Source organism: Polyangium fumosum (genome assembly GCF_005144585.1).
GTDB classification, from domain to species: Bacteria; Myxococcota_A; Polyangia; order Polyangiales; family Polyangiaceae; genus Polyangium; species Polyangium fumosum.
The window spans coordinates 37,054-60,805 of the sequence record NZ_SSMQ01000035.1 but is presented as its reverse complement, the minus strand read 5'-3'; the positions used below and the strand labels follow the sequence as shown (position 1 = coordinate 60,805).

The following is a 23,752-nucleotide window of genomic DNA, read 5'->3' as shown; positions in this document are numbered from 1 at the left end:
GGGCCTCAGAGCCCTTTTTCCCGGCGGAACCCCGCGAGGCATTCGAGCTCGCGGGCGAGGTGGTCGAGCTCGGGTTTGCCGCCCGCACCGTCGGCGAGCTTGACCAGGCGCTCGATGTCGGCGACGTGCGCCGCGACGAGCGAGACGAGCGCGGCGAGGTTGCGGTCTTCCTCGATCCGGAGGAGCGCTGCGGCATACGCGCGACGCACCCAGGTCTTTTGCGCGTCGATACGGCCGCTGTAACTCGTAAAGGCCTGGTCGCGGAATTTGCCGAGCTTGCGGCGCTCCTCCGGGAGGTCCGGGTCCTCGATCAGGTAGACGCCCTCGGTGCGGCGGATGATACCAAACGCAATGGCGAGCGTGAAATCCCGGATGTCGTCCGTGCGGACCTGCTCCTCGCTGGCCTTCTTCTGGACATGCGAGAGCCGCTCGGTCCAGGCGAGCTTGGAGTCGTTCTCGCGCACGCCGTCGATCGAGATGCGGAAGAGGCGCGTCTCCGTGTCCGGCGCGCCCTCCCAGTTGCGATCGATGTGCAGCGGGATCTGCGGGACGCCCTTGGGCAACCCCGGCACCTTCGCGCCCTCGGCGAGTTCCTTGTCCTTCACGGCGCGGTACCGGCGCTCATAATCGGACAAACTCTTCACGGCGTGCAGCGGGCAGCCGAGCCGCGCGAGGTAGAAGATGATCTCGTACGGGTGGTCCGAAGCGACGATCTGGCCACGATCGACGCGGTGCGTGGCGAGGTGCGCGAGCATGGGCCCGAGCGTGCGCTCGTAATCGCCGTGCATGACGACGTACGCCTTGTCGGGCAGGAGCGGCGCGCCCGCGCCGAGCGTCAGGAAAGGCGCGCATTTCGCAGCCGCGAATTCGAGCTTGTCCTTGACGTATTTCTGGATTTCATCCTCGGGCGTGCGGCGCGCTTCCTCGATCCACTGCGGATCGGACGCGGGCGGGAGCGGGCCGCCGCGGCGCTCGAGCCTGCGCGTGGCCGAGACGAGCTGGGCCTCGAAACGAAGCTCTTCGTCGATACGCAAACCGCGCTCTTCGAGGCCGCCCGCGATGCGGGCGCGCAGCGCGGCCGAGGCGAGCTGCACGAGGTCGTCGATGATGCGGCGCTCGATGTCCTGTTCCGCACCGCCCTGGCTCGCGACCGTCGCGAGGCGCGAGAGCGCGCCGGAGAGCTGGAGATCACTCGGGCGCACGAGGCGCGCATAAAGGTGATCCCACAAGCGACGGCCGGTGCGGTGATCCTGGAGGACCTCGACATCGAGGACGTAACGATTCGCGTCGCCGCCCTCGTGCCGCCGGCCGCCCGCGGCGACGATACGAGCCGCGCGCTCTTCGAGGCGGCGCTGAATGCGATCGACCCGCGCGAAGAAATGGAAGCTCGACAAACGGCGGCGATCGAGCTCGCGCAGGACAGCCGAGAAGTATTCGATCAAGGCATTCGCGCGGATACGGGCGCGCAGGCCGTCGAGCACGTCGCGATACCAGCCGGCGAAGGAGGCGGCGACCTCGAAGTAATCGTTTTCCCGGCCCGGGAGTTTTTCGAGCAGCGTCTCGGGCGCGGCCGCGGCGAGCTCGTCGACGCGGCGCTTGAAGTCCTCGCCGAGGCGGCCGTCCGTGAGGACGAGGCCACGCTCGTAGGCCTTGCGCGCCGTCTCCTGCTCGGCCGCGACGGCCTGCCGGAGCAAGGCGTGGAAGTAGCGCGCCTCGGTCGGGCCCTTGTCCTTCGCGAGCTCGGTGAGCGAGAGCTCGCCGGACTCGGCCGCGACGCGCAACGCCGCCTCGCGCGCACGCTCGCGCGCGGCGTCCTCGCTTTTGCCGACCTGGACCTTGAGCGCGGCGAAGGCCTGCGCGGTCTCGGAGCGGACGCGCTCGGGGTCGCGCTCGAACGCCGAGAGCTCGGCCTCGTCCCAGCCGCGCAGCTTGATGGCCTCGTCGATGCGCTTGGCGACGTCCTCGCGCGTGCGGCGGAGGAACGCGCCGATCGTGCCCTCGCCGCCGCTGCCGCCGCCGCGCGCCCACTCGACGGCGCGGCGATACGGCTCGGACTCTTCGCCCTTGCCTTCGGCCTTGCTCTCGAGGCCGCGAACGAAGGCCTGATCGGCCGCGTCGAGATCGGCGCCGTCGCCGAGGGCCGCGCTGCCCCCGGGCACGGCCGCGAGCAAGAGCTCCGCGCCGAGCTTCAAGGCCGCGTGTTCGAGGACGTCCTCCACGGGCAGGACGAGCGCGCCGATGCCGAAGGAGCCAAACGACTTCGTGAAGGCCTGCTCGTCGAGCTGCATGAGCTCGCGCGTGTCGTTGTCGAGCGTCGAGCCCTCGCGATCGAGGATGGAAGTAAAGATCTGCGCGTGCGCGGCGTCGGAAATCGCAGGGTAGACCTCCTGCGAGTCGGCGAGAACGACGCCGCTCTCGGTCTTCTCTTCGACGAGATAGACCTGATCGAACGGCGGCCGGTCGACGAGGACACGCTCGGGGTTGTCCGGGTCGTAGTGGAAACGGGCGGGCGCGGCGGGGCTGGCGCTCTGGAGCAGCTCGAGCTCCTGCAGGGCCGCATAACCGTTCGACATGATCTTGTCGAACTGGTTCGGCGGCAGGCCCTTGCCGCGGAAGACGTTCGGCAGGACGAACGTGCCGATGATGCGATGCCCACGCTGGCCGCCGAGGAGGCGCCGGACCGTGAGCGCCATCGTGGCGAAGCCGCCGGAGCCGGTGCCGCCGGCGAGGGAGGCATAAATGTGGATCTTGGCGGCCTTGTTGGCGCGGAAGGGGTTGTGGACGTCGTAGGCGCGCCGGATCGCCTTCTCCAGGGTCTCGAGGATCTTGGCGCGATCGTTTTCGAGGTGGTGGTAGAGCGAGAGGCGGCTCTCGATGCGAATCTGGCCGGCGCCCTTGCCGCGGTGCGCGCGGGGCTGATACCACGCGGGCCACCACTGCTCGAAGAGGGGATCGGGCTTGGCGTGGAGCTTTCCACGCTTGAGCTCGACGTACTCGGGCTTGTCGAAGTCCGACAGGACGAACTTGTGGGCCGCGTCGATCCAGACGAGCCGCGCGAGGTCGTCGGCGTCGGTGTCGAACGCGAAGAAGTGAACGAGGTCCTTGTATCGCTCGAACGAGTCTTCCTGCTTCACCTTGCGGGCGAGCTCGTCGACGATGGCGCCTCCCGCGCCCCCGAGGCCAATGAAAAACGCGGGGGCGATCTTCTTTTCGCTGAGCGGCATGCGATTTCCCCTCCCCGAGAGCGGGGGGCGCAGAGCGTACCAGAGACAGAAGGGCCGTGGAAAGCGGATCTTTCCAGGCGGCGGCGGCGCGTGGCGCAGTCGTGAACGTCGGCCTGGTCCTGGGGCGGTCAGGGCTCCGACAAAGGCGAAGGGGCGCAGCCTGATCCCGACCGCTGCATTGACAGGCGTTCGGCGCTTCTGTTCCGATCCAGGAAATGCGACGTCCGCGCTGGCGCCCCCTCCTCGCCCTGGGCCTCCTCGGTTGCCTGACGCTCTCGCTCCTGCCGCTTGGCTGCTCGTCGGTGAGGATTTACCGTCCTTCGGCGCCCGAGGACCGGCCGCGCGTGCCTGAAGCCACCGCAGAGCGCCTCAGGGCATGCGTGGATGAGCTCAAAAGCACCATCGAGCCCGGATACTACACGCTCGACGCCTCGATAAAGGTCGACCAGGAAGGCCGTGTCGTGGAGGTGGAGACGACGGGCCAGCCCAATCCGGACGTCGGGGTTGCATGCGGATCGCCCTGCGCGGCATGACGTTGCCCGAGGATGTCCTCGCGAAGGGCCTGTTGCGTAGGCCCGCAGCGGCGAACGGGCAGGGGATGCCGGAGCGGGGGCCGATCGGGGAGGTGGTGACGATCGTGGTCGTCACGGTCGTCTTCACCGAGGTCATCATCGAAGCCTTCGCGATCGCCGTCGGCGTGACGGTCACGGCCACGGTCGCGGTGGGGGCGGCGGAGGCGATCACGAGGAGGCAGAAGTGGAGAGACGAGTGTGATGAGACTTTGAAAAATTGTCTGGGCACACCTCTCGGGGGCCGGTGGTCGCGTTCGTGGCATGAAACGAGATGCACTGCGTGCTGGCAAAAGTGCACGAATCCCCAAAACAAGAAGTGGCCTGCTCATGTCGACCTGATAGACGGCAAAGCTTCTTGCACAGATTGGTAGCCAAGGGTTGGAATCGATGACCACGGAAGATGAGGCGGAGGCGTTTGCCAGGGCGTGCGGCGCTCTGTTGGTCAAGTCGCTAGAGCGAACCCGGAGCTTCGCCGAGGGCGTGGAAGACTTCCGCAAGCTCGAAGTGGAGTTTTTGGCGCGCGTCGGCGACGACGATGTCGCTGTGCGGGAGATCCCACGACGCATCGCAGAACACATCCTGTTGCTAGCCCATGAGAAGCATCCGCCCTTCGAGGTCTGCCGCGAGGCGTGGAACGATCTGGTTCGTCTCGGCTTTTCGAGCATCGAAACAGAGTGCTGGAAGACACGGGCTTATGGAGACTGCTGTGCGTACGACGAGCGGCCAGACGAGGGGCTCGTGGTGCTCGACCCGCTCATCACAAAGCTCGAGCGCTTGCTCGAGGACGCCAGGGGGACGGGGACGGAGTACCCGGCGCGCTTTTACGAACACGAGCTCGAGGACCTGGGGAACCTCCGGGACGTGCTCGAGGCCCAGAAACGGGGCGAGGTCGTCCCGTGGCAAGACACCCGCCGCGAGGACGAGGCAGCCCCCCCGATCACCCCGGAGGAAGAGCAGGCCGACGCGCTCTACGACGAGTTCCGGAAGGCGCACCATGCCGTCTTCAAGACCTACGGAAAATCGCTCGATCGGAGCTTCGCCGATGTCGAGGCCGACTACCGACGGGTCGAGGCGGAATTCGTGGCGCGCGCGGGCGAGGGCGAGGCGTTCGAGGCGTGTGTGCTCGATATAGGGGCAAAGACCGCCGAGGCGATCCTCATGGCAGCTTGCAGTCTTCGCGCGCCATTCCAGGCCTGCCGAGACGCCTGGGAAGAGTTCGTCCGCGTGGGCCAAGACGAGAGCTGGATGTATCCAGAGATGTACGTGAAGGTCTGCCTGAGGAGCAACGAACCCGAGGCGGGGCTCGCCGTGGTCGAGCCGTGGATCGCCGACATCGAGCGAAAGCTCCAAGCGAGCAAGGAACCCTTGCGGCCCCCGGGGGAAACGAGCGTGGAGCTCAACCACCAGCTCGAGGAGCTCCACGAGCTCCGCGACAAGTTCATGGCCATGCGCACCGGCAGCGCGCCGTCGACGTGAGGATCACGATGAGGCCCGGGCCGGGGGTCAAGGCGCTCGGAAATGCGAAGGAGATCCTCGATGCGGCCAAGAAGGCCGAGTCCCTCGCGTGAGCGACCTCAAGACCCTCGGCCTCACCGAGGCGCAGATCCACGAGATCATTCCCGACGCGAGCGCCGGCAAGAAGGGCAACGGCGGCGGCGGAACCGGGGAAAGGCTCTCGACGCACCGTCCGGCGTTCCCCGGACGTCCCATCACGCCGGAGACCTTCCTCGCCGAAAAAACCTCTCCCCCCGTCGCCGAGCGACGCATCCGTCGCCGGACGCGCCTCCCCACGGTCCGCCGCGGGAGGGTCGTTTTCAAGAAAACGACGACACGAACGGGCGCTCGACCGGTCCGCGGCCCGCCGAGGAGAGGCGCGGCCTGGAAAGGAAGGAACAGGTCGCCGTTTCGGCTTCCATTTTTTCGAAAGGGATGGGTCCGACGACAAAAAACGGAGCCGTTTTTTCGGCGAGGATGGGTCGTCCGCCGGTTCGAGCTTTCAGGATCGTCGCCAGGCAGGTCGGGGCGTCGTTTCCGTCACAGTGGATGCGGGTCTCACCGGGGAGGCGCCGCGGGGGGGTCCCTCGGTGTCACGCCGGGGGTTTCAGGCCGGGTCGGACGAGGGGGTGTCCACGCGCAGCGTCGGAGGCGTCCCCGCCGGATACACGAGCTTCACCCGTCGCTCCCACAGTCGGGCTTCTTCGAGGGCGACGTCTTCGATCTGGCGGATCAAATCCTCGGAAATCCCGAGCTTCGCGCCCATCTTGCGCACCGTGGCCTTTTCCCGGTCGTTGTATTCCCCATCGGCGCTGCAAGCTCGAACCGCGTCGTAAATGAGGACGCGCCGTGAAGCATCCGCCTGCGGGCTCATGGCGAGCAGCTTCTCGATGTCTTCGTCGGCCTTGTAGGTCTTGAGCTCGTCCAGCAACGAGTCGAGCGCGCCCACCGCAGACCCATGCCCGATCACCCACTCTCTTTCTGCGGGCGTCAGGTTGCCATCTCCATTGGCGCACGTGAGAATCGCCTTCAGATAGCCATCATACGCCTCGAGCGTCGGCAATTTGTCAACGTTGCACTTCTGCTTGAGCGACCACAAATACCCCAGTTCTCGATTCGTCGTCATATTCACCTCGATGGTATCGTCGTTGGGTGTGATGATTCTGTGCCGCCGCCCCGGGCCACGATCGTCGCGGGACGGGGCGTCGTTTCCGTCACAGTGGAGGAGGGTCTCACCGCGGGGGGCGCCGACCGTACCAGAGACGGAAGGCTCGTGAAAAGCGGATCTTTCCAGGCTCCGCGCTCAGGGCGCGGCTGTGGTGAAGCTGGACGTGGCGAGCGGGTAGTCCTTCTGACTCGCGCCGCCGTCGATCACGCAGAACCACCCCGCCCTCAGCGTATACTGCGTTGCCGGTAGGAACGCGTAGAGGTCGTAGTCGCCGTTCTCGTCGGTGCCACCTACCGCGGATTCCACCAGAAGACGAGCCCCGTCCCCTCGATCGCGTATTTCACCCCCGGAGAGACGCGGAACCAGCCTTTCACGAGCCGGGGCTCGCGGGGCTCGCCCGCGCTGAAATCGTCGTCGCGCGGGAGCTCCGTCGCGCGTTTGCCCGCCGCAGGACGGGCGAGGACGGCGCCGCCGGGGCCGGCGCGGAGCTCGACGACGCCGCCGCGCAGCACGGGGCCCATCGGGCCGACGGTGACACGCGCCGATCGATAAAGACCCGCGCGCGCCTTGGCCCCGAGCGGGAACTTGGCCTGGCGCGGGAGATCGGGGTCGCGGCGATCTTCGTAATGGAGGATCGCCGTGCGCCGGAATCGCGCCGGGAGCATGAGGCCGAGGACCAAGAACAAGGTAAAGAGGCAGAGGAGGCCGCCTTGAAGGGTGCGGCCATATCGCTCCCAAAACGTGAGCGGGACGATCGTGACCGGGACGCGGACGGTGACCGCGCGATCCTCGAAGCCCTGCGGCTTCTTGGGGACGATGCGGAGCGTGATCTCGCGCGGGCCCGGGGGCGCGTCGCGGCCGACGACGAGGGCGATATCGAGGCGCTTGGCCGTGGCAGGGCCAATCTCGACGTCGCGGCGCGAGAGGGACATCCCCGGGGCGAGGCCTTCCTTTTCGATATCGGCGAAGATGAGCTCGCCGACCTCACTGCCTTCGAGGGAGATCGACGCGGTGTTGACGGTGCCTTGTTTCATCACGCCAAACGGCGTGGTGAGGGTGGCCTTCAGGTGAATCGGAGGAATGACGCGGACGGCGGCGCTGCGCGTCTCGCGCGTGAGGACGCCGGATTCCCCCGGGCTCATGCGGCCGAGGAGGCACAAGGCACCCTTTTTCGAGGGCGTGATCGTGGCCTCGAACGAGCCGTCCGGGAGCGCGCGGAGGGGAATGGGGGCCGCCGCGGCGAGGGCCACGTCGTCGCAGGCGTTCACGCCTTCCACGGCCGCGAGGGAAAACGCGTGGCGGTCGAGGAAGGTCTTCGAGGGGGCTTTGCCGCCCGGGGTGGCGAGGCGGAGCTTCAGGGTGGCGCTCTTGCCGATTTCGAGGACCTCAGGCAAACCCGGGAATGCGAGATGCAAGTCGAGGTTTTGCAGGACCGCATACCGGCCGCCGGTGCCGCCGCCGGCGACGTCGAGGCGATACGCGCCGGGCTCGGGGGCGTCGAGGCGCAGGAGGCGGTACGCAGGGTTGTCCGAGAAATACACGCCGGGACGGTCGCCCGTGGTGGAGACCTCCGCGCCCTTCGGGTCGAAGAGGCGCATGCCGAGCTTTGGGGGGCCGACGAGGACGAGGTCGAGCGAGCTCGCCCCTTCGTCGACGGGGACCGAGATCGAAGGCGCGGACGCGCCCTCGGAGAGGCGGCTGCCAAAGAGGCGGGCGTAGATGTCGGCGAAGAGGCGCGGGAGCTCGTCGGGGCGGTCCGTCGCGACGCCAATGCCCCCCGTGCGGCGGCCGAGGTCGTCGAGGAAGGCGCGGGGGGCGCTCTTGGACAACCCGACGGCGTAGATACGGGTTTTCCCGAGGGAGGGGACGAGGTCGTCGAGAACCTTGGCCTGACAAACTTGTTCGACCCGGGCCTTGCCGCCGGACGCGCGCGCGGCGTCTGCCAGCGGGCCACGCGGGTCGGGATCACAGCGGCCGTCCGTGAGGAAAACGATGAGGTCCTGGTCGCCCGGGGCGCGCGGCTTGGCCTCGAGGAGGCGGCGCGCGCCTTCGAGGCCGGCGGTGAAATCGGTCCAGTTGCCGTCGTTGCCGACGGCGCGGACGGCGCGCTTGATCTCGGCGCGATCGTCGGGGGTCCGCACGACGACGAGCGAGGCCATGGCGTCGCGCGCGGCGCCGTCGAAGCCAACGACCGCGAGCTCGTCGCCGCTCCGCGTGAGGTCGACGAAGAGCTCGGCCGCGACCTTGCGGAGCTCCTTGGGATCGGTGCCGCGCATCGACGAGGAGGCGTCGATGACGAGGACCGTGCGGAGCGCGCCGTCGGCCGACGCGAGGCGCGGCGCGAGGAGCGTCCCGGCCATCGTCGCCGTGCAGAGGAGCCTCGGGAGGATGTTCATGGCGCCCGGGGCTTTCGCCTCAGTTGAAGAGGGTCTTTGATGCGCCCGTCGCGAGGACCATCCGCTCGGCGAGCAGGCAAGCGACGAACTGGTGGAACGCGGCCGCGAGGTGCGGCGCTTCGCGCGTCATGCGCTCGAGCGCGCCGAGCGAGAGGCGATAGAGGACCGTGGGCCGGAGGGTGACGACCGTGGCCGAGCGGCGCGTGCCGAGGTAGAGGCCCGACTCACCGACGACGGTGCCCGGGCCCATCGTGCGCAGGCGCTTGGTCTTGCCGCCGTCGAGCTCGAGCCAGGCCGTGAGCTCGCCGGACTCGATGAGGTAGAGGTCCTTCGAAACGTCGCCCTGGCGGTAGATCTGGTAGCCCGCGGGCGCCTCGACACGTTCGAGGTATTCGAGGAAGCCCGCGACGAACTCGCGGGTGCGGAAGACACGATCAAGCTCGTCGATGAGCTTCGTCGGCGGGAGCAGGCTCGGCGGCGCCGCGCGCAAGACCTCGTTCTCGCACCACTCGAGGCCATGATCGAGGTCGGGGAAGAAACGGACGCGCCTCGATCCGTCGGCAAACCCGCCCCGTTCGAGCTGGTTGCGGACGGCGCTCGGGAGGTCGGTGAGCACGAGCGTGACGCCGTTCGACACGGCGAGCTTGCGCAGGCGGACGAAGGAGAGGACGGCGGAGGAGTCGATGCCGTCGACGTGACGGAAGTCGAGCAGGACGTACCGCGTGGGAGCGGGATCTTCGCTGAGCATGCGGTGGTGCACGCGCTTGAGCAGCGTGTACGAAGTGCCGAAGAAGATGTAGCCCTGGAGCTGGAGGATGTAGAGCTCCCTGCCGCGCTCCTCCAGCGTGAGCTCGTCCCCGGCGCTGCGCTCGACGTTGCTGCGGACGTCGGAGCCGACCGCCGCGCGCTTGATGACGTCGATGCGGCTGTAGTTGACCGCGAAGAGAACGGAGGAGACGACGATGCCGACGCCGATCCCCGGGAGGAAGCCGATCCAGGCGATGACGACGAGGATGATGACGACGAGGCCGTACTCGACGCGCGGGAGGCGGAACCAGGAGTCGTAGAGGGTTTCGAGGAGGAAACCCGCGCCGAGGAAGACGAGCAAGCCGCCGAGAACGGGCTTCGGGAAGTACGAGAAGACCGAGGCGCCGAAGAAGAGGGCCGCGGCGCAGATGCACGCGGAGAGGATGCCCGCGATGCGGCTCTCGGCGCCGGCCTTGTGGTTCAAGGTCGACTCGCTGAGCGAGAGGTAGCCGACCATGCCGAAGCCGAGGCCCGCCGCGAGGTTCGCGATGCCCGTCGCGCGGAGCTCCCGATCGAGGTCGATCTCGCGCTCGGTCGCGATCTCCAGGCCCGAGGCGTTGAGCAGGATCGAGATCGTCGCGAGCATGGTGATCGCGAAGAGGTTGCCCGCGTTCGCGCCGATCTCGGCCCAGTCGATGCGTAGCGCCTCGGATGGCGCCATCGGCGGCCAGAGGGCGCCGCTCGGGAAGGGGCCGAGGAGCATGCCGCGATCGAGGGCCTCGGCGACGGTGCCGCCCGCCGCGTACAGGACGCCGTAAAACATGGCGACGGCGAAGACGAGCAGGCCCGGCAAGAGCAGGAAGTGGTGGTAGCGCCGGAGCAGGATCGTCAAGAAGAGCCCGAGCGTGAGGCCCGGGACCCAGTTGACGATCGCATCCGCGCGGAGCAGCAGCGGCAAGGACGCGAGGGAGAACTCGGTGCCCACCATGACCGAGATGGATCCCGTGAAGAGGAGCCATCCGGTGCCCGCGAGAAACCCGCCGACGACGGGGTACGGGATGAAGCGGACGAGGGTGCCGAGGCGAAGGCCGCCGAGGACGAGGAAGAGGCCCCCCGTGACGAGCGCGGAGAGCGAGCAGACCGCGACGATCGTGGGGAAAGGATCGCCGCCCTTGGCCGTGATGTGACTGCCGATCCCCGAGGCGACGAGGGCGAGGACGACGGCCGTGTTCTCCTGCGGCGCGGCGATGACGGCGCGGTAGGAGCTGCCGAGGGCGACGATCGCGCCGATGATGGCCGAGCCCGCGAGGGCCATGCCGATGCCCGCCGGCAGGTACCTCGTCAGATTGCCGGAGAAAATGAGCGCCGCGAGCGTGATGCTGAACGTGGCGACGAGGGTGCCCGACATGGCGCCCGCGAAGAGGCCGGACAGGACGCGCGATCCACGGAGCCCACGCCCGAGGGAGGGCGCGGGCGTCGAAGGCATCGGCGGACTCTGCTGCCCTTCCATCGTCGTCGTCGGGAGAAGCTCGGGGGGCCGCCATCTTCTGCGAACAGGGGCGCCCCTGGCAAGAGCAGCGCACATGGTCGCCCCCGAGCCCACAGCCGCCGCCCCCGGGACAGCGTTCGTTTGAACTCAGCCAAGCTCGCGAGCGATGGCTTGCGCCTGCTCCTGGAGCGCGACGGCCTCGTTCACGTGGCCCTGCTGGTGGTGCAGGCTGGCGAGGTCACTCAGGATCTTGCCCTCGTCGCGGCGATTTCCGACCTTGCGCGCGATGTCGAGGGCCTGCTCGAAGAAGGTGCGCGCGAGCTCGAACCGGCCTTGCTCCTTGTGCAAGACCGCGAGGCTCTTCAGCGCGAGCCCCTCGTTCCACAAGCTCTGCGCCTCGCGCGCCGTCGTGAGCGCCTGCTCGTAGAAGGCGCGCGCGCTCTCGATGCGCCCCGTCGCCCAGTTGACGCGGCCGAGGCCGAGCAGGCCGAGCGCCTCGGAGGCGCGATCGCCGAGCTTCTGCGCCTCGTCGAGGACACGCACGTGCTCCTGCATGGCCTCCTCGTGCCGGCCCTGGAGCTCGAGGACGTCGCGGCCGAACTCGTAACGCACGACGACGCTCTCCAGCGTGGGCTCGGTCGTGAGCTTGAAGTAGGCGCGGTAAAGGCGCTTGGCCTCGCCGTGGGCGTATCGCTCGGCGGCCTTGCGCGCGCCGGCGAGGAAGTACCAGCGGGCGCGCTTCGGTTGTCCGGCGCGTTGCCAGTGGCGCCCGAGCGCGGTGAGCTGCCCCGTGAGGTCGTCCTCGTGCGCGACCTCGATGGCCTCGGCCGCGCGGCGGTGCAGCTCCTGCAAGCGCGCGCGGGACTGCATCTCGTAGGCCGCGTTCCGCAAGAGCACGTTGCTGAAGCGGTAGCGGCCCTTCGACGGGGGGTTTGGGGGCGTAGCTCCGCTCGCCTGCGCGTAGCCCCCATGCGCAAGAATGGGCGACCAGATGCACTGCTCCTCGCCGACACGGACGAGCTCGGGCAAGAGCGGGTCGTCGTCCATCATGCGCGAGAGGATGCGCAGATCGAACTCGCGGCCGAGCGTGGCGGCGGCCTGGACGACACGCTTGACCTTGGGTTCGAGGCGATCGAGCCGCGCGATGAGCAGGCTGTTGACGTCGTTCGGGAGGAGGAAAATGCTCGGCGTCGAGACGCCCGTGTCCTCCTTCTCTTTCTTCTTGCCCGCGAGCTGATTCGCTTCGAGCCAGTACGTCATGATCTCCTGCGCGAAGAACGGATTGCCGTTCGCGTTTTCGCTCAGGAACATGGCGAGCACCTCGGAGACGGGGCCGCCCATGAGGCCCTCGGCGAGCTCGCGCAGCTTGTCGCGCGAGAGCGGGCCGAGCGTGACGGCGTGCTGCGGGACATTCTCGTCGAGCTCGATGCGGAAGGGGCTGCCGTCGTCGTTGTTGCGGCAGGTGCAGAGGATCGCGACGGGGCAATCCTTGACGGCCTGCGCGACGTGGCTGACCGCTTCGAGCGAGTCGCCGTCGGCCCAGTGCGCGTCTTCGAGGTGGAAGATCACGGGCTGGAGGAGGCTCTCGGCGCGGAGCCAGAGCGAGAGCGCGGCGAGCGTGCCGGCGAAGCGGAGCTTGGGATCCATGCGCTCGTAGACCGAGCCGTCCCAGCGGATGCCGATCATCGCGGCGAAGACGCTGCGGGCCTTTTCGAGCTCGCGCTTGAGCAGGGCCTCGCTGTCCGGGAGGCGGTCGATCAAGCGATCGAGGGCGTCGTCGAAGTTGACGTGTTTCTCCTCGCGGCCCGTCGCCGACGTCTGGACGAAGTACTCCTTCAGCGCGTACTCGAAGGGGTTCAAGCTCGACCGGAGCGTCTGATCACAACGCGCGTCGATCCAGAGGATCGGGCGCTCTTTCTTGTTGTCCTCGAGCTTGCGGCGGTACGTGTCGACGAGGAAGCTCTTGCCGAGGCCCGGCTCGCCGTCGACGTAGACGATGCCCGCGTTCTGGCCGGCGAAGATCGGGGCGAGGTGCGTCGTGAGGACCCCGAGCTCCTGCTCGCGCCCGACGAGGCCGCGGGCGAGGAACTCGCGCTGCACGGCGACGCGCTTGCGATCGAGGGTGTAGACGCTGATCGGCTGCTCGAAGCCCTTGAAGCGGTGATCCCCCGCGGGCTTGAAGTGGTGCGTGCCCTGGGCGCGCCCGGAGACCTCGCCGTCGCACCAGAGCTCCTTCCACGGCGCGCTCATCATGAGGCGCGCCGCGAGGTTCGTCGCGGGGCCGAGGCACGCGAACTCCTGCCGCTCGGTGCCGCCGTTGAAGCCCGCGTACCGGAGGCCGTGGGTGATGCCGGCGCGGATCTGCATCCCCTTCGGCGCGTTCTTGCGGAGGCCGAGCGCGAAGTCGAGCGCGCGCTCGGTGTCGTTCTCGTGCGTGATCGGCGCGCCGAAGTGGATCAAGCAGTTGATGCCCTTGTCGCCCGAGTCGACGCCCGTGAACGTGCCTCCGTAGCGGCTCGCCTCGACGTCGACGAGCTTGATCAGGTCCTCGAAGCTCGGGATCTGATCAAACGAGACGAAGACGCTCGTGACGTGGCGGAACTCGCCCTGCGGCGGCATGTCGCGGATGCCCGGCGGGACGAAGTGCGCGCCTTCGCCGTGCGGGCGGACGCGCGGCACGGGCGGTAGCGGCATGTCGGACGTGTCCGCGAGCTTGAGCACGCCCTCGGCGACGGGCGTGACGGCGCGGCCCGCGATGCGCTGCTGGAAGGCGAGATCCATGAGGATGTCGCCCTTCTCGGCGTGGTGCTCGATCAACGCGCACTTGTCGATCGCAGGGCCGCGGAAGTAGCTGTACGCGCGCTCGGGCGAGGTGCGGACGATGCCCCACTCGACGGCGCCCCACGAGAGGCCGACCTTGTACGAGAAGGGGAACGTGCCGAAGCGCGTCGCGCGGACGGCGCGGTTCAAGAAGAACTGGCGCATCTTGAGCGCCGCGGCGAGCGCGTGCTCGGCGACGTTGCGCCCCGTCGAGTGCGGGAAGACGGCCGTGAACGCGTCGCCCGCGAAGCCGACGATGATCCCGCCGAGCTCGTGCACCGCGCCGATGAGCGGGTCGAAGTAGAAGCGCAACGTGCCGGCGAGGATCTCGGCGCCCTCGCGGCCGTGCGGGAAGAGCTTCTCCGTCAGGTTCGTGAAGCCCGGGATGTCGATGAAGAGCGCCGCCGCCGCGAAGTTGCCTTCGGTCCTCCCCCTCGTGTCCTGGTACAGGATGAAGTCGGGGACGAGCGGGTTCATGTCCGTGGATTCCGGCGCTCCGAAAGCGGCAAGCTCGCGCCGCCGCGGCGCTCCGGCGACCCCCACGACGCACCGAGCAAAGAGGCCCGATGCGGGCGTGGGCGCCACGCGACGCCAGAGCGCAGAGTGCAAGGGACGCGAGCAAAAATCAACGGAAGCTTGACGACAGGGCGCACGTGATCCCGCCGGCGTTGGCTGTCGTCCCATGCGCACGCGCGAAAGCCCTGCGAACGAGGCCCGGGAGCGGCGCGGGCGGAAAGTGGCGCATGCCGCGCGATACCCCCTTGGCGGCCTCGCGGGCCTGGGATACGCAAAAAGTGCCCCCGTGCTTCCGTCGTCGAGACGGCGCCGCCGCCGCGGAGCGCGGCGACGAGGGGGTGCGTGAAGAGACGCATGAGCTCGAGAAGACCCTCGGATTCGGAGCACGACGGCGATCTCGTCGATCCCTCGTTCGGAGCGGGGGGGTCGCCCGAGCCGCCCCCCGTCCTCAGGCCCTCGGCCCCTCCGAACCAAGCGAACGTCCTCGTCGGCGGCGGCGAGCGCGAGGCGCGGGCCTATGTGGGGCCCACGGCGCTCCCCGCGGCGCACGTGCCGGACCCCGCGGAGACCGCAGGCAAGGTCGCCATCGCGAGCAGCGTCGACCCGCGGCGCATGCCCACCGTACGCATCTCGCCCGGACGCGCCAAACCCCCGCTCGCTCCAGGCGAGCGCCCCGCGCCGCCCGAAGCGCTCATGTCACCGTTCGGCCCGGCAAGCCCACGCCCGGCCCCGCCGTCCGCGCTCTTCGTGCCGCATTCGGCGCCGCACAGCGCGCCTTCGTCGGCGAAGGTCTCCTCGCGCCCCGAGCCCGCAAGCAACCCGGCGACGGCGATCTGGATTCTCGCGGTCGTGCTGGCCGCGCTCATCGGCGCCGGCGCCGCGCTCTACATTCGCCGGAACATGCCGGCGAAGGAGCCGCCTCCGCCCGCGCCCGCCGCGCCGCACTCCTGACGATACGTCGATGCATGATGTTCCCGCGCGCGCCGGACGAACGGCGTGGAGCGCGCGGAGAAAACGTCCCCGTCGAGCCGGTCCGCGCATTGCATTGGCCTCCGGGTCGGAGGACCGAACATGGATCGGAGCACGTTTTGGCTCAGGGCTGCGTGGAACGATTTCCTCGCGTTTCTGCCGGATCTCCTGTGGGGTCTCGCCATCCTGGTGGTCGGCTATTTCATCGCGAAGCTGCTCGCCTCGATCACGAGGCCCCTCCTGCACCGGGTGGGCTTCGACCGGCTGGTCGACAGGCTGGGCATCGCGGTGCGAGCGGACCGAACGGAGCAAGGTTCCCGCTGGGGCGCGTCGATCGTCTTCTGGGTGACGATGCTCATCGTGCTGATGTACACGGCCGACGTGTGGCGGCTCGGCGCGGTGGCCGCAGGGATCGCGGCGATCATCGCGTACCTGCCGCACGTGCTGGCAGCGGCGGTGATCTTCGGCGCCGCGCTCCTGTTCGCGAACTGGGTGCGCGCGCGGATGCTGGAGACGAACGGAGCAAGCGTGCCAGGCGAGGCGCCGACGACGTCGCAACGTCCGCTCGTCGCAGGCGCGATCCGGGCGGGCATCCTGGCGCTCGGCGCGTTCATGGCGCTGCGAGAACTCCAGATCGCCGAGGAGATCGTGACGCTCGCCTTCTCGCTGACGCTCGGGGCCATCGCGCTCGCCGCAGCGCTCGCCTTTGGCCTCGGCAGCCGTGACGTGGCCGGCCGCGTGGCACGTCGCTGGTACGAGGATCGCCTCGGCAAGCGGGCGACCATGAACGCATCGTCCGAAGACGAGCACCACATCATCACGCCTCCCTGAAGCAAACGGAAGCGCCGCACCGGGGCGCCGCCCCGGTCCCCGCGGGGGGCTGTCCGCCCCCTCGACCCCGGACCAGCGAGGCGCTGGACCCAGGGTTGAAAAACTGCGCGAAGCGCAGTTTTTCAAACAGGCCGACGAAGAAGCCGGCTTGCCAGCAGAACCCGCAGCGCGGCGGTCTTGGTCGGCAACACCGTCGCTGGTCTTGACCCGGGCCTGTTCGATGAACTGCGCATCGCGCAGTTCATCGAGCTTGGGTCCAGCCCCTGGCTGGTCCGGGTGCAGGGGCGGAGAGCCCCTGCTGGGGCCTGGGGCAACGCCCCAGCGAAGCGGCTTCGCGAGGGCTGTGTGGCCCCCCTGGAAGAGACGAAACGGCTTGACCGCTGGAACGCCGAAAACCTAGCCTTTTGCTTGGGAGGAATTGCATGAGCGCACGACGGCCGACCCGGCTCCATCATACGGCGTACGTCTCGAAGGACCTCGAAAAGACGCGCGTGTTCTACGAGGAGATCATCGGGTTGCCTCTGGTCGCCACGTGGTGCGAGGCCGACGAGCTTTTTGGCGAGGTGCGGACCTATTGCCACTGTTTCTTTGGGCTCGAGGACGGGAGCGCGCTCGCGTTCTTCCAGTTCGCGAATGACCGCGATCAGAGCCTCTTTGGTCCGTCGATGCCCGCGTCGCCCTTTCACCACATCGCGTTGTTGGTGGATGCCGAGACGCAGCGCGCGATCGAGTCGCGTATCGAGAGGGCGGGGTATCGCGCGCCGGATACGTATGTGCTCGAGCACGGGTACTGCCGGTCGGTCTACGTGAAAGACCCGAACGACATGATTGTCGAGCTCACGTGTGACGCCCCGAAGGCGATCGCGCCGGAGGTCGACGAGGCGCGGCGGAAGGACGCGCATCGCGAGCTCGCTCGCTGGCTTGCCGGCGACCACACGTCGAACAACACCTACCGGTGATGCCGGGCTTGAAGCGCGCGACGCTCACGTTCGACAACGGGCCCGACCCTGGGATCACGAAGGCGGTGCTCGACGTCTTGCGCCGAAGGAACGTACGCGCGCATTTCTTCGTGCTCGGCAAGCACCTCGTCGCGCCCGAGGGCCGCGCGCTCGTCGCTCGCGCGGTCGCTGAAGGGCATTTCGTCGGCAATCACTCGTTCACCCACGAGGTCCCGCTCGGCGACGATCCGCGGCCCGACGCCGTCGCGGCGGAGATCGCTGCGACCGACGAGCTGCTCGATCCGCTCGTCCCGGGCCCCAAGCGATTTCGACCGTTCGGCGGTGGGGGCCTCCTCGGGCCGCATCTGCTCAGCCGCGCCGCCGTCACGCACCTCGTCGAGCGGGGCTTTTCGTGCGTCCTCTGGACCTCCGTCCCGCGCGACTGGGTCGACCCGGAGGGATGGGCCGCGCGCGCGCTCGCGGATTGCCTGGCCCAGCCGCACGCGGTCGTCGTCCTGCACGACATCCCCGGCGCATGTCTGGCCGGGCTCGAAGGTTTCCTCGACACGGCGGAGCGTGAGGGAATCGAATTCGTCACCGACCTTCCGGTCTCCGTCACGCCGATCCTGGAGGGCGAGATCGTCGGTGATCTCGACGCCCTCGTCGCTGCTGGTGTAGAGGATCGAACAGCGCACGGTTCGATGCCCTTTCGGAGGTAGACCTTGAAACTGTCATCGCTCTACGCAAACGAAACCCCCTTCCTCGGCGCGCGCCGCGCGGACGGGATCGTCAACGTGAGTGCGGCCCTCCCGGGATGGCCGACGGACGTGGGCGCGCTCCTCCGATCGCCTGCTCATGACGCGCGAGCGCTTGCGGACGTCGTCGCACGAACGGCGGCGAGCGCGCTCCTCCGCGACGACGAGGTCCGGTTTCGCCCGGTCCTCCCGGCGCCGGGCAAGCTGCTTTGCCTCGGGCTCAATTATGTCGATCATGCCGCGGAGAACGCGGTCAAGCCGCCGGAGTACCCGGTCGTCTTCGGTCGGTATCCGACGAGCCTCGTGGGGCATGGCGAGCCGCTCGTGCGGCCCTCGGTGTCGACGCACTTCGATTACGAGGCCGAGCTCGTCGTCGTGATCGGAAAGACCTGCCGCAACGTTTCTCGCGCGCAGGCGCTCGATCACGTCGCTGGGTATACCTTGCTGAACGATGGCTCGATTCGCGATTATCAATTGCGCACGCACCAGTGGACGATCGGAAAAAACTTCGATGCCACCGGCGCGCTCGGCCCCGAGCTCGTCACCGCCGACGAGCTGCCGCTCGGCGCCAAGGGCCTCGTGCTTCGCGGCCTCCTCAACGGAAAGGTCATGCAGGAGGCGAACACCTCGGACATGATCTTCAGCGTCGCCGACGCCATCGCGATCCTGTCCGAGGTGATGACGCTCGAAGCCGGCGACATGATCGCGACCGGCACGCCCGGGGGGGTAGGGTTCGTGCGTAATCCGCCGGTGTTCCTGAAGCCGGGGGACGTCTTCGAGGTCGAGATCGAGCGCGTCGGTACGCTGCGCAATCACGTCATCGCGGAAGCAGGTCCCTGAACTCCGGCGCTACGCACCGGAATCCCTCCTCAGGGCTGCCAGCAATCCGCAGGGACCTTGCAGACGCCGGTCGCGCTGTCGCAGCTCGCCTGCGCGAGCTGGAACTGCGCCGTGACCTCGGGGTCGTTGATCTGCGCTCGGCAATCCGGGGGGCGCGGCTCGTCGGCCATGCAGAGCGTGACCACGTCCCCTGCATCGCGGATCTCTCCCTTCCGCTCGGGTTCCTGGCACAGGCCGGCGGAGCACGTGTAGGCGGCGTCCGGAAATTGCGGGCACTCGTCGTCCGTGTCGCACGCGACGAACCTGCACAGCGACGCATCGGTGAACCACGCGCCGCCGTCCAATCCGACGACCGAGCAGATCGCGATGAACCTACCCCAGGCATACGAATAAAAAACCCTGCCGCGCTCGCCGCTGCCGCTGTCGCACTCCGCCGGCGGCGGCGCATCGAGGGGCTTGATCGCGCAGCCCTCGTTGTAAGAGCCATCTTCCGCGCACGTCCACGAGAACGTCGCGCCTGTCGTGTCCCGCACGACCTCGGGGTTGGCGTTCCCGCAGGAGATGGTCAGCGCGGCGGAGAGAGCGACCAGCAGCCACGCCCCCCTGCTCAGACCGTATCGAATCTTGCGCATCGACATGTTGCCGACCGTACGCATACGGCCGCATAGGGTGTCAAGTGTAAGCACGAATCCGCCTGCCGCCTGCTGCGTTGGGTGAGGCCCGACGCTCACGACGAGGCGTGACGCCGTCCCGACGCTCCACGCTTCTTTTCGCTCGGCCCGCCGCCTCCCGTGCACCTTCCCCCCGCCCCTGCGTCCCCCCGCATCGTGGAGGCGACGTCCGCGCTCCTCCTTCGCCCACCTCCCCCGCCGCGCCGCGCCTCACGGCCCGCGACGCGCCGCCCCTCACCCGCCCGCAAAACGCCGCCGGTCCCCGATCCCCGCCCGCCCCCCCGCCGCGTGCGCTCGACGAACCGAAGTCCCCTCCTCCGCGCCCCGCGTCGCCCCTCGACGAAAGCCAGTTCGGCGCCCACCGCCCACCGCCGACCCTCGACGGCAGCCAGTCGGCCGCCCGGATCCACCCCGCGTCGCGCACCACGCCCCTCCAGCCACCCCCCCTCCCACGTCGACCCTCGACGCAGGCTCTCGGCCCCGATTTTTGTGTTGCTCCCTGCGGAACAGCCGCGTTAGCGTGCCAACCATGGCTGGAATCATCACGCTCGTCGTACGAACGGGCATTTTCACGCTTTATGAAGAATTTTTTCACACACGCGGGCGCCTCCTCTCACACCCGCTCACGGCGTCGCTCGTGCCCGAGCTCGACGCCTTCCGCCCCAAGCTCGACGCCTCCTTGACGGAGGAGCTCGCGCTGATCGGCGAGCGCTTCGCGGCGAACGCCGCCGTCGAGTTCGTGGACGACGACCTCGATCGCCTGACCGACGCCATCGCCGCCCTGACGCTCATCGAATCGAAGAACGACCGCGGCGCCCTGCCGTACGCCCATTACTTCGGGAGCCAGAGGCCCAGCGAGCTCAAACGCCCCATCCTCGGCGGGCAGCTCGATACCATGCGCCACTGGCCCCCTTCCCTTCAGACGGCGTCGAGCCAGCAACTCCAGACGATCGGCGCCGCGCTCGCGGACCTCGTCGAGCGCGCCGATCAAAAGACCACGACACAGGCGGCCGTGAGCCAGAAGATCGCCGATTTCCGCACCCTCGGCTCACGCAAGCAGCTCGTCGACGAGTTCAATGCCCTGCGCAAATCGCTCCACGGCAAGCTCGGCGAAATCCAGCACAAGACGCCCGAGCTCGGGACCGGATGGGCCGATTCTTTCTTCCGTCCGGGATCGAGCGCGGAGCGGCTCACCGTGAAAGAGCTCGACCGGCGTATCGCGGCGGCCGAGGTGGAGCTCCTCGCCATGAAGAAGCAACGCGACGAGAAGGTCGCGCAGGAGGAGGCCGTCGCGCGCGCCAGGGCCGACGCGGAGAAGACGCAAAAAAAGGCGGAGCTCCAGGCCGCCAAGAAGGCCGCCGCGGAGCTCGCCGCGCGCGTGGCCGAGCTGGAGGAGGCGGTGGGCGAGAGCCAATGAACGCCCCCGTCCCGGGTCGCATGGCGACGTAAACGTCATGAGAAGCTCTCCTGCGCCCCTGCTCGCCACGTTGCTCCTCGTCCTTTCGGCCTGCACAACCATTCCGCGGATCAACACGTCGCCGGATACGCCGACCCTCACCGAGCCGAAGAGGACCCTCGTGCTCGGCGAGGTCTCGCGCGGCGACACGCGCTCGCCGGACCATAGCGGCGGCTCGACCTGCAAGAATGGCGGGCGCACGGGGCAGGATCTCGATCATCTCTACGGCTTCGAGGTGCACGAGACGGCGAGCTACCGCTTCGAATTCGTCCCCGCGTCCTTCGAGGGCGTGATCCAGATCCAGAAAAAGCACAAAGCCGGGCCGGGTCACTTCGGGATCGGCTGCAAGGCCGCGCGGGCCGGCAACAAGGCGACGCTGTCGCTCCCGCTCGAACCCGATTTCTACTGGGTCATCGTCGACGGAAACCTCTGGGACGAGGCGGGGACGTACACGCTGCGGGTCGATCGCGACACCTCGAAGACGGCGGTGATCCGCCCCGAGGAGCCCGCGCTCGTCGCGCCGCTCTGCGCGCGCGCCCCGCTCGTCCGACCGGGCGAACGCACGTACGGAACCTTCGAATCGAAGTCGGGGGGCGCGCGCGCCTCGTGTGGCCTCCTCGGGGGAGAATCCGTGCACCGGCTCTCCCTGGCCGCACCCACGCGCATCCGCCTGCGCGCGGCGGCGCATTTCCAGCTCGCGCTGGAGATCCGGAGCGGTTGTCACGAGAAGCCGGTCGTCTGCACCCGCGCGGACGCGGGGCACTACGAGGTGGAGGTCACGACCGATCTGCCGGCGGGCGACCATTACGTGGTGCTGGATTCGACGCGGCTCGGCCCTCCGAACACGAATGGGAGCCACCTCGACGAGGCCCGGCTCACCGGGGCCTACGTGATCGACGCCGAGGAGGTGGGACCATGAATACGGAACGCGCGCTCTTGCTCGCGATCCTGCTCGGGCTCCCGGCCTGCGCCTCGTACGCCAGCGCGAGCGCGGACGACCGGTGCGGACCGCCGCCCGCCATGGAAAAACCGCTCGCGTCGCTGGGCCACGATCCGAAACCCTTCGAGATGCGGCACGCGCCGGAGAAGATCTTCCAGGGAAAACCCGGCGGCTACCTGTATCGATTCGAGCGGGAGGACAGCGGCACGACGGAGTCGCTGCGCGCGGTCCACATGTTCCGAGGGGGGCGGATCCTCGTCGTGGGCGACCATGGGACGGCGCTCCTGCGGGATCCAAAGGCGGGATGGCAACCCGAGGCCACGGGGACGACGGAGAACCTCCACGCCCTGGTCCCGGTGATCCATTACAAGGACGGCGAAACCATCACGGAGGATCGAAGGAAAAACCACCCCTCCCTCGCGGTGGGGTCGAACGGGATGGCCGTCTTCCGCGATCTCTCCGGGGTTTGGCGGACCGAATCGACGGGGACATCGGCGCACCTCTTCGCGTTGCGCCACCTCGGCCCAAAGACCGTGGCCGTGGGCGCGGGCGGGGTGATGGTGGAGCGGTCGCTCGAGGGGGTCTGGAGGACCGTCGAGACGCGGACGACGGCGGATCTGTATGCCCTCGGGAGTTGCGGAGGATATCTGTGCGCTGTGGGCGCGGGTGGGGCGATGGTGGTTTGCAAAGCCCCGGACGGGGAGCTCGTGTGCATTCCGCGTCCCCCCCCGACGCAGGCGACGCTGCGTGTCGTGGACGAGCACCTTCAGATCATGGGCGACGGGGTTTGGCTCTCGTACGTGCCGACGGAGAAGACCGAGCCCAGGCCGCCGGCCTCGTTCGCGCCCTGGTCCGCGGCGAAGGACCTCGTCGCGGGGGAAGAGATCCGCGCCACGGAGCACAACCATTGGGGCGGGATCAGCGAAATGCTGGCCGTGGGGCGGCGGGGCACGGTGTGGTTCCAGGGAGGCCTGGCCTCCGATAGAAACCACCTCGAAAAAGTGAAATTGCCTTTCGAGGTGGATTTCCACGACGTCGCCTACGAGCTGGTCGATGGGTTTCTCGTGGGCGACAAGGGGACGATCGTGCACCTCGGCGTTCAGGATTTCGTGCCGGACCACATTTGCCTGCTCTGAGCGGGAAATCGGCCGCGGGTATGCTACCGCGCACGTCGATGGTGCGCCCCAAGGATGCTTGCTCCGAGGAGACCTGGAACCGGATCGTCGCCGCAGCGCGACAGGAGCTGATCGAATCGGACGCGTGCGAGGTCGATGTGTCGGTCCGGCAGGTCGCGACGCGCGCGGGCGTGAGCCTGGGGACGATTCACTACTATTTTCCGACCAAGGAGAGCCTGCTCGAAGCGTGCCTCGACACGTATTACGCGCGGTTCGGCGCGCTGGTCGTCGAGCTCGCGCCGCTCACCACCCAACCGGACGCACGTCTCGGGATCGAGCAGGCGGCGCGGCGGATCTACGGCTTCGCGGTCTCGGAGCGGCACAGCCTCAAGTTACGCGCGCGGCTCAACGCCGAGCTCGGGCAGCTCGAACCCCAGCGGGCCCGGCACGTGCGCGGGCCCATGCTCGACGCGTTCGCGTCGCTGCTCGGGAACATGGGCGGGCTCGGCGTCGCGGAGGCGCGGCTGACGATCCAGACGATGACCGGCCTCATCATGCACCTCGCGCTGCTCGCGGACGCGGACCTCGAGCAAATCGCGGGCGTGGGAGGCGAAGCGGGGCGACGGCTCGTGGAAGATCACGTCGCCCGGGTCGCATTGCGGCTGTGGTTCCCGAGCTGAGCCTGCGCGTGGGCGCTCAATCGTTGCAGAAGACTCCCTCCCAGCGATCTTGAATCGCGCCGCCCAAACCACGAGGTTCACGTGCCTTGACTGCCAGGCAAACCTGCCACATATCCGCGACCGGGAGGCGC

19 protein-coding genes are annotated in these 23,752 nt (G+C 68.4%); 12 read left to right on the top strand and 7 right to left on the bottom strand.

All coding sequences use genetic code 11. From position 1 onward, the window contains the following. Window positions 1-5: 5 nt before the first annotated feature. Window positions 6-3,224, bottom strand: coding sequence for a tubulin-like doman-containing protein (locus E8A74_RS29110; RefSeq protein ID WP_136932354.1), 3,219 nt, complete (start codon window positions 3,222-3,224; stop codon window positions 6-8). A gap of 215 nt (window positions 3,225-3,439) precedes the next feature. Here E8A74_RS29110 and E8A74_RS29105 point away from each other — a divergent pair, with 215 nt between their 5' ends. Genes E8A74_RS29105 through E8A74_RS29095 form a run of 3 tightly spaced genes read left to right on the top strand, consistent with a single transcriptional unit; the run spans window position 3,440 to window position 5,272 of the window. Then, complete coding sequence (locus E8A74_RS29105) at window positions 3,440-3,757, top strand: hypothetical protein (protein ID WP_136932353.1); 318 nt, start codon at window positions 3,440-3,442, stop codon at window positions 3,755-3,757. Then, window positions 3,733-4,167, top strand: coding sequence for a hypothetical protein (locus tag E8A74_RS29100; RefSeq protein WP_136932352.1), 435 nt, complete (start codon window positions 3,733-3,735; stop codon window positions 4,165-4,167). Before E8A74_RS29105 ends, E8A74_RS29100 begins: the two co-directional genes overlap by 25 nt. 16 nt (window positions 4,168-4,183) lie before the next feature. Further along, complete coding sequence (locus E8A74_RS29095) at window positions 4,184-5,272, top strand: hypothetical protein (RefSeq protein WP_136932351.1); 1,089 nt, start codon at window positions 4,184-4,186, stop codon at window positions 5,270-5,272. Window positions 5,273-5,897: 625 nt separating this feature from the next. Here the strand turns inward: E8A74_RS29095 and E8A74_RS29090 are convergent. From E8A74_RS29090 to E8A74_RS29075, 5 genes are all read right to left on the bottom strand, one after another. After that, window positions 5,898-6,416 (bottom strand): tellurite resistance TerB family protein, encoded by a 519-nt coding sequence (locus tag E8A74_RS29090; RefSeq protein ID WP_136932350.1) that lies wholly within the window; start codon window positions 6,414-6,416, stop codon window positions 5,898-5,900. A 177-nt stretch (window positions 6,417-6,593) separates the two neighbouring features. Continuing rightward, window positions 6,594-6,764 carry a hypothetical protein gene (locus E8A74_RS52835; RefSeq protein ID WP_170229460.1) on the bottom strand — a complete coding sequence of 57 codons (171 nt, stop codon included), beginning with the start codon at window positions 6,762-6,764 and terminating at the stop codon, window positions 6,594-6,596. After that, a complete protein-coding gene (locus E8A74_RS29085) occupies window positions 6,749-8,854 on the bottom strand; it encodes a vWA domain-containing protein (RefSeq protein ID WP_136932349.1) in 2,106 nt (701 codons plus the stop codon). Before E8A74_RS29085 ends, E8A74_RS52835 begins: the two co-directional genes overlap by 16 nt. Before the next feature lie 19 nt (window positions 8,855-8,873). After that, window positions 8,874-11,087, bottom strand: coding sequence for an SLC26A/SulP transporter family protein (locus tag E8A74_RS29080; RefSeq protein ID WP_136932348.1), 2,214 nt, complete (start codon window positions 11,085-11,087; stop codon window positions 8,874-8,876). 150 nt (window positions 11,088-11,237) lie between these two features. Next, a complete protein-coding gene (locus tag E8A74_RS29075; protein ID WP_136932347.1) occupies window positions 11,238-14,387 on the bottom strand; it encodes a tetratricopeptide repeat protein in 3,150 nt (1,049 codons plus the stop codon). Between the two features lie 393 nt (window positions 14,388-14,780). On the opposite strand from E8A74_RS29075, the gene E8A74_RS29070 reads away from it, so the two are divergent. The 5 genes from E8A74_RS29070 (at window position 14,781) to E8A74_RS29050 (ending at window position 18,759) form a co-directional block, all read left to right on the top strand. Next, complete coding sequence (locus E8A74_RS29070) at window positions 14,781-15,377, top strand: hypothetical protein (protein ID WP_136932346.1); 597 nt, start codon at window positions 14,781-14,783, stop codon at window positions 15,375-15,377. A gap of 120 nt (window positions 15,378-15,497) precedes the next feature. Next, complete coding sequence (locus E8A74_RS29065; protein WP_136932345.1) at window positions 15,498-16,226, top strand: mechanosensitive ion channel family protein; 729 nt, start codon at window positions 15,498-15,500, stop codon at window positions 16,224-16,226. A gap of 422 nt (window positions 16,227-16,648) precedes the next feature. Next, the gene (locus E8A74_RS29060; RefSeq protein WP_136932344.1) at window positions 16,649-17,185 is read left to right on the top strand and encodes a VOC family protein; all 537 of its coding nucleotides are present in this window, start codon (window positions 16,649-16,651) and stop codon (window positions 17,183-17,185) included. Further along, a complete protein-coding gene (locus tag E8A74_RS29055) occupies window positions 17,185-17,883 on the top strand; it encodes a polysaccharide deacetylase family protein (RefSeq protein WP_232379793.1) in 699 nt (232 codons plus the stop codon). The genes E8A74_RS29060 and E8A74_RS29055 overlap by 1 nt, the downstream gene beginning before the upstream one ends. Before the next feature lie 3 nt (window positions 17,884-17,886). After that, on the top strand, window positions 17,887-18,759 hold the full coding sequence (locus E8A74_RS29050) for a fumarylacetoacetate hydrolase family protein (RefSeq protein WP_136932343.1): 873 nt from the start codon (window positions 17,887-17,889) through the stop codon (window positions 18,757-18,759). A 29-nt stretch (window positions 18,760-18,788) separates the two neighbouring features. Here E8A74_RS29050 and E8A74_RS29045 read toward each other — a convergent pair whose 3' ends face one another. Further along, the gene (locus E8A74_RS29045) at window positions 18,789-19,397 is read right to left on the bottom strand and encodes a hypothetical protein (protein ID WP_136932342.1); all 609 of its coding nucleotides are present in this window, start codon (window positions 19,395-19,397) and stop codon (window positions 18,789-18,791) included. 562 nt (window positions 19,398-19,959) lie between these two features. On the opposite strand from E8A74_RS29045, the gene E8A74_RS29040 reads away from it, so the two are divergent. The 4 genes from E8A74_RS29040 to E8A74_RS29025 are packed head-to-tail and all read left to right on the top strand — an operon-like array spanning window position 19,960 to window position 23,621. Next, complete coding sequence (locus E8A74_RS29040) at window positions 19,960-20,847, top strand: hypothetical protein (protein WP_136932341.1); 888 nt, start codon at window positions 19,960-19,962, stop codon at window positions 20,845-20,847. Window positions 20,848-20,884: 37 nt separating this feature from the next. After that, entirely contained in the window at window positions 20,885-21,805 is a 921-nt protein-coding gene (locus tag E8A74_RS29035) for a hypothetical protein (protein WP_136932340.1), read from the top strand. Next, on the top strand, window positions 21,802-22,962 hold the full coding sequence (locus tag E8A74_RS29030; protein ID WP_136932339.1) for a hypothetical protein: 1,161 nt from the start codon (window positions 21,802-21,804) through the stop codon (window positions 22,960-22,962). The genes E8A74_RS29035 and E8A74_RS29030 overlap by 4 nt, the downstream gene beginning before the upstream one ends. A 38-nt stretch (window positions 22,963-23,000) precedes the next feature. Beyond that, entirely contained in the window at window positions 23,001-23,621 is a 621-nt protein-coding gene (locus E8A74_RS29025) for a TetR/AcrR family transcriptional regulator (protein WP_170229459.1), read from the top strand. The last annotated feature ends 131 nt before the right edge of the window (window positions 23,622-23,752 follow it).